General features: G+C 57.8%; 11 protein-coding genes and 3 pseudogenes. 5 read left to right on the top strand and 9 right to left on the bottom strand.

Annotated elements, in window-relative coordinates; genetic code table 11:
- Positions 1-43: 43 nt before the first annotated feature.
- The 8 genes and pseudogenes from PCPL58_RS17370 to PCPL58_RS17400 form a co-directional block, all read right to left on the bottom strand.
- A pseudogene (locus PCPL58_RS17370) lies at positions 44-965 on the bottom strand (substrate-binding domain-containing protein).
- 18 nt (positions 966-983) lie between these two features.
- The gene (locus PCPL58_RS32730; RefSeq protein WP_414860617.1) at positions 984-1,697 is read right to left on the bottom strand and encodes a methyl-accepting chemotaxis protein; all 714 of its coding nucleotides are present in this window, start codon (positions 1,695-1,697) and stop codon (positions 984-986) included.
- Between the two features lie 141 nt (positions 1,698-1,838).
- Positions 1,839-2,969: pseudogene (locus PCPL58_RS32735) on the bottom strand (HAMP domain-containing protein); the annotation flags it as partial.
- Positions 2,970-3,174: 205 nt separating this feature from the next.
- On the bottom strand, positions 3,175-4,011 hold the full coding sequence (locus PCPL58_RS17380) for a DUF1206 domain-containing protein (protein ID WP_065350020.1): 837 nt from the start codon (positions 4,009-4,011) through the stop codon (positions 3,175-3,177).
- 108 nt (positions 4,012-4,119) lie between these two features.
- Positions 4,120-5,211 (bottom strand): SMP-30/gluconolactonase/LRE family protein, encoded by a 1,092-nt coding sequence (locus PCPL58_RS17385; RefSeq protein WP_065350021.1) that lies wholly within the window; start codon positions 5,209-5,211, stop codon positions 4,120-4,122.
- Between the two features lie 115 nt (positions 5,212-5,326).
- Positions 5,327-5,638: a hypothetical protein gene (locus PCPL58_RS17390; RefSeq protein ID WP_065350022.1), complete on the bottom strand. Its 312-nt coding sequence runs from the start codon at positions 5,636-5,638 to the stop codon at positions 5,327-5,329.
- Complete coding sequence (locus PCPL58_RS29690; protein ID WP_083188414.1) at positions 5,635-6,165, bottom strand: DUF2778 domain-containing protein; 531 nt, start codon at positions 6,163-6,165, stop codon at positions 5,635-5,637. The genes PCPL58_RS17390 and PCPL58_RS29690 overlap by 4 nt, the downstream gene beginning before the upstream one ends.
- A 22-nt stretch (positions 6,166-6,187) precedes the next feature.
- The gene (locus PCPL58_RS17400; protein ID WP_065350023.1) at positions 6,188-6,688 is read right to left on the bottom strand and encodes an Hcp family type VI secretion system effector; all 501 of its coding nucleotides are present in this window, start codon (positions 6,686-6,688) and stop codon (positions 6,188-6,190) included.
- Positions 6,689-6,894: 206 nt separating this feature from the next.
- On the opposite strand from PCPL58_RS17400, the pseudogene PCPL58_RS17405 reads away from it, so the two are divergent.
- From PCPL58_RS17405 to PCPL58_RS17415, 3 genes and pseudogenes are all read left to right on the top strand, one after another.
- Positions 6,895-7,107, top strand: a pseudogene (locus PCPL58_RS17405) (hypothetical protein); the annotation flags it as partial.
- Positions 7,108-7,109: 2 nt separating this feature from the next.
- On the top strand, positions 7,110-7,292 hold the full coding sequence (locus tag PCPL58_RS17410) for a DUF1289 domain-containing protein (RefSeq protein WP_065350024.1): 183 nt from the start codon (positions 7,110-7,112) through the stop codon (positions 7,290-7,292).
- Positions 7,293-7,397: 105 nt separating this feature from the next.
- Positions 7,398-8,651 carry an MFS transporter gene (locus tag PCPL58_RS17415; RefSeq protein ID WP_065350025.1) on the top strand — a complete coding sequence of 418 codons (1,254 nt, stop codon included), beginning with the start codon at positions 7,398-7,400 and terminating at the stop codon, positions 8,649-8,651.
- A 6-nt stretch (positions 8,652-8,657) separates the two neighbouring features.
- On the opposite strand, the gene PCPL58_RS17420 is transcribed toward PCPL58_RS17415, so the two are convergent.
- Complete coding sequence (locus PCPL58_RS17420; RefSeq protein WP_065350026.1) at positions 8,658-9,407, bottom strand: carbon-nitrogen hydrolase family protein; 750 nt, start codon at positions 9,405-9,407, stop codon at positions 8,658-8,660.
- 238 nt (positions 9,408-9,645) lie between these two features.
- Between PCPL58_RS17420 and PCPL58_RS17425 the strand changes: the two genes are divergently transcribed.
- On the top strand, positions 9,646-11,757 hold the full coding sequence (locus PCPL58_RS17425) for a TonB-dependent siderophore receptor (RefSeq protein ID WP_065350027.1): 2,112 nt from the start codon (positions 9,646-9,648) through the stop codon (positions 11,755-11,757).
- A gap of 53 nt (positions 11,758-11,810) precedes the next feature.
- Positions 11,811-12,539, top strand: coding sequence for a DUF4198 domain-containing protein (locus PCPL58_RS17430; protein WP_065350028.1), 729 nt, complete (start codon positions 11,811-11,813; stop codon positions 12,537-12,539).
- Positions 12,540-12,673: the final 134 nt, after the last annotated feature.

Raw genomic sequence — 12,673 nt, forward strand, 5'->3', positions numbered from 1 at the left:
ACAAACGTGTGACGCACAGCGCCACACGTTTGCAACCTGCACACTACTCGAACTGCTGACGGTTTTCCGGAGTAATAAGCTTGAACGGCACCCAGATGACCGGGGACGCCAGGGGTTCGCCGCGCGCCATACGCATCGCGGCATCCACTGCGCCGTTGGCCTGCCCGAGCGCATCCTGGAACACGCTCACCGCCATCTTGTCTTCGGCCATCAGCTTCAAACCGTCCGGGGTGCCATCGATCCCGCCCACCAGATAGTCACCCGCCTTTTTGCCGGTTTTTTTCCAGCCCCATGATTGCCCCAATGGCCATTTCGTCATTGTTGGCGGCGACGATGGAGAAGTCCACGCCCTGCTTGACCCATTCAATCACGATGGTCGCAGCCTGACTGCGCTCCCAGTTGCCGATTTTCTTCTGCACGACCTTCATGTGCGGGTACTTGGCGACCACCTTCTCCACGTCCTCGGTGCGCATGACCGATGATTTGTTGCTCGGGTCGCCGACCAGAATCACCACATTGCCCTTGTAATTGGCGCGGCGGGCCAGCTCTTCCATCTGCAGGGTGCCGGACTCCAGTTCGTCAGAGCCGACGAACGCCGTCAGCGCAGGCCATTTGGCAGGTTCCGGATTACGGTTGACGAATACCAGCGGAACCTTGGCTTCATTGGCCAGACGCATCATTTCCGGCGCACTTTTGCCACTCACCATCGCGACCACGATGGCATCGACTTTCGAGTTCACCAGATTGCGAAACTGCCGCATCTGCAGCTCCGCGTCGTCCTGGCCGTTTTCCATGAAAATGTCGGCGTCCAGCAGGGCTACCTGTTTCTCCACGCCGTGGCGCAGGATGGTCTGGAAATTGTCGTTGTATTTGGCCATGCCTACACCGATCAGCGGCGTTGCTGCCTGCGCCAGGCCAGCGAACAGCAGGCTCGCACTCAGGGAAATCGATAACCACTGTTTCATGTTCTGACTCCCGGGGCGTTAAACGCTGAAATGATGGAGCAGCTCGCGCTGATCCCTGGCCATTTTCGACAGATCCTGACTGCTGATTGCCGATTGCTCGGCACCGTCGGCGGCCTGCTGGGCAGAATCGTTGATGTGCGTGACCATGCGACTGGTCTCCTGCACCGTTGCGCTTTGCTGCTCGGTGGCCGCAGCGATCTGAATGTTCATGTCGCGAATCGTATCCACCGCCTCGCCCATTTCCACCAGCAATTGATCAGCGCCGGAGGCCAGTGTTACGCAATGGTCGGACTGGATCTGGCTTTCGTTCATCACCTCTACCGCCGAAGGGATCTTGCTCTGCATCTGGCCGATCATTTCCTGGATCTCGCTGGTGGAGGTCTGTGTGCGACTGGCCAGCGAGCGCACCTCATCGGCCACCACCGCAAAGCCCCTGCCCTGCTCGCCAGCCCGCGCCGCTTCGATGGCTGCGTTGAGCGCCAGCAGGTTGGTCTGTTCGGCAATGGTGCGAATGGCGTCGACGATACCGTCGATGTTCTGCCCGTATTTCTGCAATTCGTCGGTCACCGCAGACGCCTTGTTGACCTGTTCAGCCTGCTGGCGAATGTTGACGATGGTTTCAGCCACACGCTTTCGCACCTTTCCGGTCAGCTCACTGGTGCTGTCCACCGCGCCGCGTGTGTCCTGAGCCCGACGGGCCACTTCCTCGACCGTGCTTTCCATTTCATTCATGGCTGACGCGGCAGAGTTGAGCCGATCCTTTTGCTGGTCGACCACGCGGGTCGTCTGCTCACTGATCTGCGCGTTCTGGCTGGCGGTCAGCGCCAGGGTATCGGCCGACCCGATCAACTGACGAAACGTCTGTTGCAACGACTGGGTGAATTCATTGAGATAACCACCCAACTCACCAAACTCATCGCGACGGCTAACGTCGAAACGTACCCGCATGTCGCCACCGGTGAGAGTCTTCAAAACCTCGCGAAACGCCGCCAGAGGGCGACGCAGGCTGAAGGCGACCCATGTGCCGATGATCGCTGCCGCCATGACGGCCAGCAGGCAGGCGATCAGCAACAGGCTAAGGCTGGTGGCAATGGTCGAATCCGCCCCGGCCTTGGCCTCATTGGCCACCGCCAGTGACTGATTGCCGAACTCGCCAATCTTGTCCAGCGTTGCCTGAAGACGGGTTTCCGCTGCCTGGCGCTGTTTGTCGACCTGCTCGGCGAGCGCCGCTTCCTGCCTGTAGGCCTGATAAACGCCGTCGCTGCCGGTCAGATCATTAAGCAGGCGGTTGACCATCACGCCGGCAATCCGGCCAGCACGCGGGTCGGCTGCGATGAGCTCCCGTGTGCGGGTGCTTATCACCTCATTCTGCAGGTTGAGCACGCGCTGCAAGGCCTGAATATTCGGTGTGGCGGCATGGGCAGCCAGACCTTCGTAGGATTTACCGACTTCCAGTAAAAGCTTTTCCCCCGCTGCCACAGTTTCGGCGGAACCGGCGTTGCGCTCGCGGGCAATGTAGTCACGAAGATAACCGGTCAGTTGCGCGCCCTGACTGTTGCTGTAGCCCTGCAACAGTCGGCTCTGAACTGTCTGCAGAACGTGCTGTCGATGGCTGGCAATCAGCGTCTGCGCCTGCTCGGCATAGGCAGCACTCAGTTGGCGCTGCTGGTTCAGGTTGTCGCGCAGTTCGGAACGATCGCCAATATAGGCAGGCGTGCTGTCCAGCAGCTGATTGAACCGAGCCATGCTGTCGTTGAAGGGCTGTTTGCCATCGTCGATCTGTCTGGGATCATTGCTGACCAGGATCCCGAGCAGTGCCTGATTGGCGCGCAGCACATGCACGTAAAGCTCGCTCGCCGCCCTGCTCAAGGGTGCGGACTGCCCTGTGATGACGCTGATCCGATCGCTTATGGAATGGGTGCTTTGATAGCTGATACCTGCCATGGCAAGCAGCAGTACTACCAGCACAGCAAATCCACCGATCACTCGCTGAAGAATGGTCATGGCTATCCTCTTTATTTTTATTGCGCTGAATCTGATCCGGGCCCGCGTCGAGAACGTCAGTCCGGAAAATGATCGGAGCGCTAAAGAGAATGTCGGCTGCGCCAAGGGCGACTTGAGAAGTAGGTCACGTTTTTTTACTGGCAGGAGCCACTAAAAAGGACTGCCTGACCTGAGACGTCAAGCAGTCCTCTATCAAATATGGTGATCAGCGGAAATGACGCGCCACGGCTTCCGGCGCATCAGGCACGTCCATATTGATCCGGCGCCAGGCCGCCTGCGCGAAGCTGTACACCGAAAACGCAATCAGCCCGAGCGCCACAATCAGCAATACCAGGCCACCTGCGGGCAAATCCTGCAAACCGTTGAGCGCGTCCTTCATGCCCGGCGGGTGCATGGCCTGATAACTGGAACCGCTTACCGCCAGTAACACGGCAATTTCGATGAATGCCACGCCCCGGGCGATCAAGCCGAAGCGCGATACCGGACGCACGTACTTCATGACGTCCTCGTCGGCCTCGAAATACTTCTCGAAGGAAGCCTTGTAGCCCTTGATGATGTGCACAACGCCCAACCCCAAGGGCACCAGGGCGACCACGTAAACCAGCAGATTGGAGTGATCCCAGGACAGAATGGCTGCCAGCAGGTCCTTGGCCTGACCACCGTCCGATGAGCCACCGGAGCTCTTCAGCCCACTGACCAGCAGGCCAAGGGCGAAGAACGCCAGTGCGCCGTACGTAAAGCCGCCCACCAACAGACCACCGCGAATCACCAGCCCTTTGAATTCGCGGCCATGATGATCAACGTCCCGGGTAGCCTGCAAGACACGCCATGCCGCAAACGCCAGCAGGCCGATGATCACTACCCCGACCAGAACACCGCCGAATGGCTGGCTCAACAGCGCTTCAAGACTGCTGTGGCTGTCGGCAGGCTGCGAGGAGCCTTGCGCCGCCAGTACCGCGAACAGACCGATAATCAGATAAACAACACCACGGGCGGCATAACCGCCCCGTGCAAGTAGAACAAGGCCGCGTTGCGCCGACATAATTAACTATCCCTGAAAGTGATTACAGGAACAGACCGGGCACAGCCCGAGGGGTTCGACCCGATTGACGACGCGTCATGCCATGCGCCGTCATCGGGTCACACGCCGTCAGGCAAACGTGGCACCGCGCGCGTTGACGAACACCGAATAAAGCGAATGGCTGCTGGCCATGAACAGCCGATTACCCTCTCGCCCGCCGAAGCAGATGTTGGCGCAGCGTTCGGGCAGGCTGATGTGGCCGATGGCCTTGCCTTGAGGGTTGAACACGCGCACGCCGTCGAGTTTCTCCATATCCGCCTTGGGGTCACCATTGCCGCCCCAGCCGCACCACAGATTGCCGCTTTCGTCGCACTTGATGCCGTCGATGGCCGCGTAGTCCAGACCTTCGATGTGCTTGCGCCGTTCGCCCAGCGTGCCATCTTCCTTGACCGCTATAGCCCAGATAAGGCCATTGGGTTTGGCCCGCCCTTCGACCACATACAAGGTTTTCTCGTCCGGCGAAAAGCACAGACCATTCGGACCGGCCAGATCATCGATAACCCTGGAGACCTTGCCGTTCGAGGGGTCTATGCGATAGACGCCGAAGGGTTGCTCCTGCTTGACCTTTTGACCTTCATAATTGCTTTCGGCCTGAAAGGTAGGGTCGGTGAACCAGATAGACCCATCACGTTTGCAGGCGATGTCGTTAGGCGAATTGAAAGGTTTGCCCTCGAAGCTGTCGGCCAGCACGGTGATACGCCCGTTGTACTCGGTACGCGTCACCCGCCGCCCTTCGGTGGTGGTGCTCGACCCCTCACAAACCAGCAACCGGCCCTGACGGTCGCGGCACATGCCATTGGAAAAGTTCGAGTGCTCGCGGTACACCGACAGCTCACCCGTTACCTCGTCCCAGCGCATGATGCGATTGTTGGCGATATCGCTGACCAGCAAGTAGCGACCGTCTCCGATCCACACCGGCCCTTCGGACCAGCGCATGCCGCTGGCCAGCTTCTCGACGCTGGCATTGAATATTCGTATGTCAGTAAAGCTGTCATCCAGCACACGGACCAACGGGTCGGGATAGCGCTGGGTCAGCGGCTGAGCGCTGGAAAGACGCGGCAATGCGCCGATGGCGGCAACGGTTGCTGAAACGGCCAGCGATTTTTTCAGAAAGCTCCGACGGCTTGGCTCCAGAGCGGGGCTTGAGGTTGAGAAATCCATCATGCGTCTCCTTGTTATTTTTGGAATGGCGCCGGCCTTGCGGCCGAACGTCATCCTACAAGATAACGCTGCATGGCTTGAATGATGGCCGTGTGAGATCAGGCAGCACTGCGTATTATCTGCCAGTTCTCTTATTAGCTGCTGACTGCCGTTCTGCTCTGAACGTATGAAGCCTTTTAGCTGCAGCGCATACAAGAAACGCCGATGGAACCAGCATTACGAATACCATTAAGGCAAGAATCAGGAACTCTCCATCCTCGCCACCGATTATGCCTAGCGCACTCACTGCTGAAGCATACATATCGAGGCCTGTTTCAGTTCCAAGAAGCCAGCCAATAAAGCCTAAAGCGACAACCCACTTAGTGAGCAGCGTAGCCAGTAGCAAAACCAAAATACCCATTACGATGAGTTTTATTCTCTTCTTCATTTGGAATTCTTATCGCCAGCATCGACCACATCTATTATCCCATAGTACTTGAGATTTGTTCCGTCAATAACCGCCCCCCTCTGGCTGCGAAGATACTTCTTAAGCTCATCGAAACCAATCTGAGAGTTAAGAGTAACGCAGCCTTCGCTTACACCACGCGGCCCGACGGGGTGGAGCCTAAACGCGCCACGCCGTATATTATCAACAGTTGTCTGATCATCAACTTCCCCGTCATCTCTGTAGAGACCAAACCACTCTCCTCTGTCTGTGCCAGCCAAAAAGTCTTGTAACGGCTCTCTAACCCGACCGAACCTGCCCCCACTTTGCCGATCAACAATAAAATATCGCCCAGTTGGAATTGCACCTTTCCCCTGAACAGACTGATATTGAGGATTGTTAACAAATGGAGCCCCCATACCCGAGAACGCTTCATAGCTAGCTTGGCCACAACGTAAGGTGCTCACGGATTCACTATTTAATGAAAAGCTGCAATATGCAACATTAGGATTATTGGTATTTTCCGACATGTAACACCCTTCTTTGGCAAAACTAGGCGTAGACTCTATTTTTTATACCATCCCAACCACCCGCTACTTGTCCGCCGCCTTGACCATCGGATCGCTTCTGCTTGGTATAGAGCATTTTTATACGCCCATAATTAAGGCGCACTGTTTCAGTTGGAAAACCACTTTCAATCGAGCCATTACCATTCAGAGATACCGAAGAAATTATTACCTCTTCAAGCTTTATCTCTAGATATTTTATTTTTTCCGTACCTGCACGATTTACAGCGATAGTGACCTCTTTGAAATGCTTACCACTGCAGCAAGCCTCATGGAGCTTGGGGGTAGATTTATCAACAGCTTTACGGAAAAAGAAATCGCTCATACTGGCTCGCCCGCTGCTTGCCCCGCCAGCGCTTGTTGTCGTCGCCGACGCTGACTGGCTTGCACCAACATCAAAATCCGAAAGCTCTATCCAATCTTTAAATACAGCGTCAAGAGATTCGCCAGGAATACCTTCGATCTGCATATAAGTATCAAACGCCATAGCACCACTCCCTGTGTACATTTAACAAAAGACTTATAGTAACTGATTTTTTAGGCTGAAAACTTTTTTCCTATAACTCACCCAAGAGAATTCAAGAGAAATTCTCGCAAAGCTTGCAACTCAACACTGAATCATTAACAGCGCCATTAGCATATCAAGTGTTGACACCTACAAATAATGCGCCAAACACACCTTTATGAAAAACCATCTTTGACACGCTGGCTGACAAGAACGCTGCACTGGAGCGCGGGTTGGGCGAGCGGATGATCGGTCTTACGGTAGAGGCGCTTGACGATGCACAGGTCAGCCTGTCGAATCCAGCGGCTCATGTGCATGTCGACTGCGAAGAGCAGTGCCTGCGCGAGAACGCGGGCGACTGGCAGCAGCGCATCAAACGCAAATACGCCAGACGAGGTTGAACATGGCCAAGGACATCGAAAACCCGTGCATTTCCTTATGCCAGCTCAGCGGCGATCTGTGTGTGAGCTGCGGGCGTACCAAGGACGATATCCGCAAGTGGAAGCGCATGAAGCGGCCAGAAAAAATGGCTGCCGTGCAACGCGCGACCCAGCGACTGAAAAGCCTGCAGAAAAAGAGCATTTGAAGCCTAAATTTCATCTTCGGTGCGGAAACTTCTTTAAAACGGCCCGGGTCAGTATTACCCGTGACTCGGTTGCCTGGAGTCGGACGAATTACAGGAACTTCACTCTTGGTCAGTCATGCAGATCGCCGCAACACCCTTTCACTGGACAGCCTGAATTTCTTCCTTGCCGATGTGCGCGATGGCCTGGGCCCGTATCTGGCGATCTACCTGCTGGCGGTGCATAAATGGGACCCGGCCAGCATCGGTGTGGTGATGACCATCGCCGGCATTGCCGGGCTGCTGACCCAGACACCTGCCGGGGCGCTGATCGACCGTACGCCCTACAAGCGCGCCATGATTGGTGTGGCGGCCTTGTTGGTGACGCTGAGTTGCGTGATTCTGCCGTTTACCTCGTCCTTTTCCATTGTCGCCCTGACCCAGGCGTTGAGCAGCATTGCGGCCTCGGTATTTGCACCGGCCATCGCGGCCATTTCGCTGGGCATCACCGGGCCAAAAGCGTTTACCCGCCGTACCGGACGCAACGAAACGTTCAACCACGCTGGTAACGCCTGCGCAGCCCTTCTGGCTGGCGGCTTCGCCTATCTATTCGGCCCTATTGCGGTGTTTTACCTGATGGCCGCAATGGCGCTGGCGAGTATTGTCGCGGTCAGCTTCGTTTCCGCAGACGCCATCGATCACGACGTGGCTCGGGGCTTCGACGCCAGTCACGACGTCAGTGGTCATCAGCCGTCGGGGCTTTCTGCACTGTTGAGCAACAAGCCGCTGCTGATGTTTGGTATCTGCTGCGCCCTGTTTCATCTGGCCAACGCAGCGATGCTGCCGCTGGTGAGTCAGAAGCTGTCACAGATCAACATGCAAATGGCGACACCGCTCACTTCAGCGTGCATCGTCGCGGCCCAACTGGTGATGGTGCCAGCCGCGCTGCTGGTAGGTATGAAAGCGGATGTCTGGGGGCGCAAGCCGCTGCTGCTGGCCGGTTTTCTGTTTTTGCCGATTCGCGGTGTGCTTTACACCCTCTCCGATGATCCCTATTGGCTGGTAGCGGTGCAGATGCTCGACGGCATCGGTGCGGGCCTGTTCGGTGCCCTGTTCCCATTGATGGTCAAGGACCTCACTCAAGGCAGCGGGCGTTTCAACGTGAGTCTGGGTGCGCTGTCCACGCTGTTCGGGCTGGGTGCAGCGCTGAGCAATAGCCTGGCGGGTTTTGTCGTGCATGCGGCAGGTTACAGCGCGGCCTTTCTGACCCTTGCCGGTGTGGCAGCGGTAGCGTTCTGCCTGTTGTGGCTGGCCGTGCCAGAGACCCTTTCGCGCTCGCATGACGAACCCGGGCTCAAGCCGGACACTGCCGTGGGCGCGTGAAACGTCTTACTCCAGCGTAACCGCCCTGACCTGCCAGCCCTCGCGCTGGCGGGTCGCGACTACCAGACCACCTCCTTCACCTTCCATCCCGCCGACCCAACGCCCTTCCTCGTCCCACAGACCACTGCGCCCGGCCGACTGCCAACCGCCAGTCGGCCCTCCATGATTGGCCATCAACACCGGCAGCGAGTGGCGGCGGGCATGCCCCGAAAGCAGTCCGGCGTCGTATTCATAGCCTCCCGGCGAGATCAGCACACTGGCTGCGTACACCCAGGCTCCGCCTTGCGCCAGGCGGCGCGCATGCTCGGCGTGTGCAAAGTCTGCACACACGCACAGACCGATCCGCTGCTGACCAAGTGGCAGATAGCAGTCCGCATTGCCTGCGCTAAACACTGCGTCTTCACCGGGATGCAGGTATTGCTTGGCATAGGCGATGACATCGCCCGCAGCGGTGAAGGTCAATGCGCCAATCAGGACGCTATCGTCCGGCCCCTTGAGCGGCACGCCAAGGGTGGTCGTCAATCGCAACTTCACCGCCAGTGCCGCGAGCGGCGCCAGACGCACATCGTCGGCAGGCAGGGTGAGTTCGCGAGCCAGATCCGGTTCGTAGCCTGTGAGTGACAACTCTGGAAACAGCAGGTAAGTGGCGCCCTGTTCAGCTGCCCGTTGCATGAACGCCAGGTGCCCGGAGAGGTTGTGCTCGATAGCTCCCCGTGCAGAGCAGAATTGGGTCGCGGCGAGTATTGGAAACGTCATTGGCTCTCCAGAGCACACAGGAATCACAGGCGAGAGGTTCGCCGACCTCAATAGCCGGGTTGACGCATATTACATTTTCAAGGCCCAGCGAAGTTGTACGACGTAGTCCCCCACCTGAGCGCTGAGTTGCAAGGATCGCCCCCCTACTGATCAGCCCGATGTTACATGCCCAGCAACAAACAACAATAATTCTCAACAGAGATGTTATATTGTATCTATTACTATCAGGAAGTCTCACATGTCGTCTCGTAGAATCGCGTCTCTGGCAGGCTTGGCAATCGGCGTTTTGGGCAATACGGGTTACGCGGAGGAAAGCCCGCAGACCATAGAACTGGAAAGCGTCAACGTCACGTCCGACTATCAGTACGAGACGGCGACCACCCCGGTCCAGGGCTATCGCGCTACCCGTTCGGCCACGGCCACCAAAACCGATACCGCCATCGCGGATATCCCGCAGTCGATCAGCGTGGTACCTGCCTCGGTGCTCAAGGACCTTGGCAGCAACAGCGTCGAGCGTGCGCTGGATTTTGCCGGCGGCGTGTCGAAGCAGAACAACTTCGGCGGTCTGACGCTTTACGAGTACAGCATCCGGGGCTTTACCACTTCCGAATTTTACAAGGACGGCTTCAGCGCCAACCGCGGCTACCCTGCCACGCCGGATGCCGCAAATATCGAGCGTATCGAAGTGCTGAAAGGCCCCGCCGCCAGCCTGTACGGGCGTGGCGATCCGGGCGGCACGGTCAATTTCGTCACAAAGAAACCCCAGCGTGAAGCCTTTACCACCTTGCAGACCAGCGCAGGCAGTTGGGATCGCTATCGCACCGCACTGGACGTCAACACCCCGCTGGATGAAGAAGGCAATCTGCTCTCGCGGGTCAATCTGGCCGTCGAAGACAACAACAGCTTTCGTGACCATGTAGAAAGCAAACGGGTGTTTGTCGCCCCGTCCTTCAGTTGGCAGCTGAACCCAGACACCCGCCTGCTGGTGGAAACCGAATTCGTGCGCCACACATCGACTTTCGACCGGGGCGTGGTCGCCCCCAACAACACCTGGAGCGGCGTGTCTCGCTCGACCTTCCTCGGTGAGCCGGACGATGACATCGATAACGACAACAACATGGTCCAGTTCGCGTTGGACCACCAGCTCAACGATATCTGGTCACTGCGTCTGGCCAGCCATTACAAACAGGGCGAGATGTCGGGTTTTGCCAGCGAGGCGCGCCCGTTGAATGCCGACGGGCACACGGTCAATCGCCGTTATCGGGAGCGCGACAACAACTGGCATGACAGCATCACCCAGTTGGAATTACGCGGTCGTTTCGATGGTATGGGAGTCGAGCACGAAGTGCTGATCGGCACCGAGTACGAGAACTATCGCAAGAACGAGCGCGTCACGACCATCGCCGGCAGCCCCTACGCCATCGACATCTACAACCCGGTCTACGGCCAACCGAAACCCGCCGGCGCACGCTCCGGTACTGATTTTTACGAGCATGTCGAAAGCCGCGCGCTGAACCTGCAGGATCAGATTGTCTTTACCGACAAGCTGCGCGGCATGATCGGGGCACGCTACGAGCACTTCGATCAGCAGGTCGATGACTTCACCACCAACGCCACCTCCGGGCAGCGCCAGGACGCTTTCACTCACCGCGCCGGGTTGCTTTATCAACTCACACCGCAGGTCGGTCTGTTCGCCAACGCGTCCACCTCGTTCAAGCCCAACAATGGCCTGGATGCCGCCGGCAAAACCTTCGACCCGGAAGAAGGCGTCGGCTATGAAGTCGGGATCAAGAGCGAACTGTTCGACGATCGCCTGAGCACGACCCTCGCCGCCTTTCATATCGAAAAAGAAAACGTTCTCGCGCTGGATCCGGGCACCGACACCAATCGTGCGGTGGGCAAGGCTCGCAGCCAGGGCTTGGATCTGCAATTGACCGGGCAGGTCAGCGAAGCCATTCGGGTCATCGGTGCCTTCGCCTACATTGACGCCGAAGTGACCAAGGGCGACCAGACCATCCCCTCCGGCAGTCGGATCCTCGGTGTCGCCAAACACAGCGGCAGCCTGCTGGGCGTCTATGAGTTCCAGGAAGGCGCGTTGCGCGGCTCGGACGTCGGCGCGGCGTACACCTACGTCGGCGACCGCTCGGGACAGTCGGGCGCTGACTTCGAGCTGCCGGCCTACCAGACCGTAGACCTGCTGGCGCATTACAAAGCCAGCGACAACGTCACGGTGGGTCTGAACCTGAACAACATTTTCGATGAAAAATACTACGAGCGCTCCTACAGCAACTACTGGGTCGCGCCTGGCGAACCGCGCAACTTCACGGTCAGCCTGACCCTCAGCCTTTGACGCCCATGACCACCCGATTCACAACACCCCGCTCTCAACAACAAGGACGCATCATGCTTTCAAACAAACCTTTCCTGGCCCTGGGCCTGCTCGGCGCTTTGTTCGCCAGCCACGTCAATGCGCACGGTCTGTGGACCGAACAGCGTCGCGGCAATATCGAAGTGGTCTACGGTCATGGCGCCGAAGACAACGCTTTCAAGGCGCAGAAAGTCAGCGGGGCGTGGGCCTACGACCTGCAGGGCAAAATGATCCCGGTGACGGTACAACGCCTTGAAGACCACGCGCGTCTGGTGCCGCTCAAGCCGCCTGCGGTCATGACCGTTGCGCTGGATAACGGCATGTGGACGCGCGACGCCGAGAAGCGATGGGTCAATGAAGGTCGCAGCAAAGTACCCAATGGCACCGACTCCATCCACACCTTCAAATACAGCGTGGCCATTTACGCCGAAGGCGCGCACCTGCCAGCGTTCAACAAGTTGAATTTCGTGATCGTGCCGCAGACCGACCCTTTGAAAGTCGGCGCAGGCAAACCACTGCCGGTGCGCGTACTGATCGACGGCAAACCCGCCGCCGGCATCAAACTGATCGGCGATTACCGCAGTGCACCGGATGTCGTCAGCGCCGAAACCGATGCACAAGGTCTGGCCAGCGTCATTGTGCGTAACGAGGGGCTGAATATCATCGCCGCCGAAGTCACGCTGCCGGTCAAGGACAACGCCGACATCGCCGAACGCGGCTTGTTTACCTCGCTGACGTTTGTTGGTGAAGCGCATCACGACTGATGACGCGCAGTAGCAAATAACTTCTATTCAGCCACGCAAGGTATCTTCGGCCGACGTTGCCGGAGAACCTTGCTGATCGCACTTTGCGCGTGCCTGCTCGATTGCCTGCCTGTTAATGCTTGCCCGTGCGGACA

Source organism: Pseudomonas cerasi (assembly GCF_900074915.1).
In the GTDB taxonomy this organism is placed as follows: domain Bacteria; phylum Pseudomonadota; class Gammaproteobacteria; order Pseudomonadales; family Pseudomonadaceae; genus Aquipseudomonas; species Aquipseudomonas cerasi.

Bases quoted from the DNA above. Each gene is read 5' to 3' on its own strand.
- PCPL58_RS32730 (WP_414860617.1), bottom strand. From the start codon at position 1,697: ATGAATGAAATGGAAAGCACGGTCGAGGAAGTGGCCCGTCGGGCTCAG.
- PCPL58_RS17380 (WP_065350020.1), bottom strand. From the start codon at position 4,011: ATGTCGGCGCAACGCGGCCTTGTTCTACTTGCACGGGGCGGTTATGCC.
- PCPL58_RS17385 (WP_065350021.1), bottom strand. From the start codon at position 5,211: ATGGATTTCTCAACCTCAAGCCCCGCTCTGGAGCCAAGCCGTCGGAGC.
- PCPL58_RS17390 (WP_065350022.1), bottom strand. From the start codon at position 5,638: ATGAAGAAGAGAATAAAACTCATCGTAATGGGTATTTTGGTTTTGCTA.
- PCPL58_RS29690 (WP_083188414.1), bottom strand. From the start codon at position 6,165: ATGTCGGAAAATACCAATAATCCTAATGTTGCATATTGCAGCTTTTCA.
- PCPL58_RS17400 (WP_065350023.1), bottom strand. From the start codon at position 6,688: ATGGCGTTTGATACTTATATGCAGATCGAAGGTATTCCTGGCGAATCT.
- PCPL58_RS17410 (WP_065350024.1), top strand. From the start codon at position 7,110: ATGGCCAAGGACATCGAAAACCCGTGCATTTCCTTATGCCAGCTCAGC.
- PCPL58_RS17420 (WP_065350026.1), bottom strand. From the start codon at position 9,407: ATGACGTTTCCAATACTCGCCGCGACCCAATTCTGCTCTGCACGGGGA.
- PCPL58_RS17425 (WP_065350027.1), top strand. From the start codon at position 9,646: ATGTCGTCTCGTAGAATCGCGTCTCTGGCAGGCTTGGCAATCGGCGTT.
- PCPL58_RS17430 (WP_065350028.1), top strand. From the start codon at position 11,811: ATGCTTTCAAACAAACCTTTCCTGGCCCTGGGCCTGCTCGGCGCTTTG.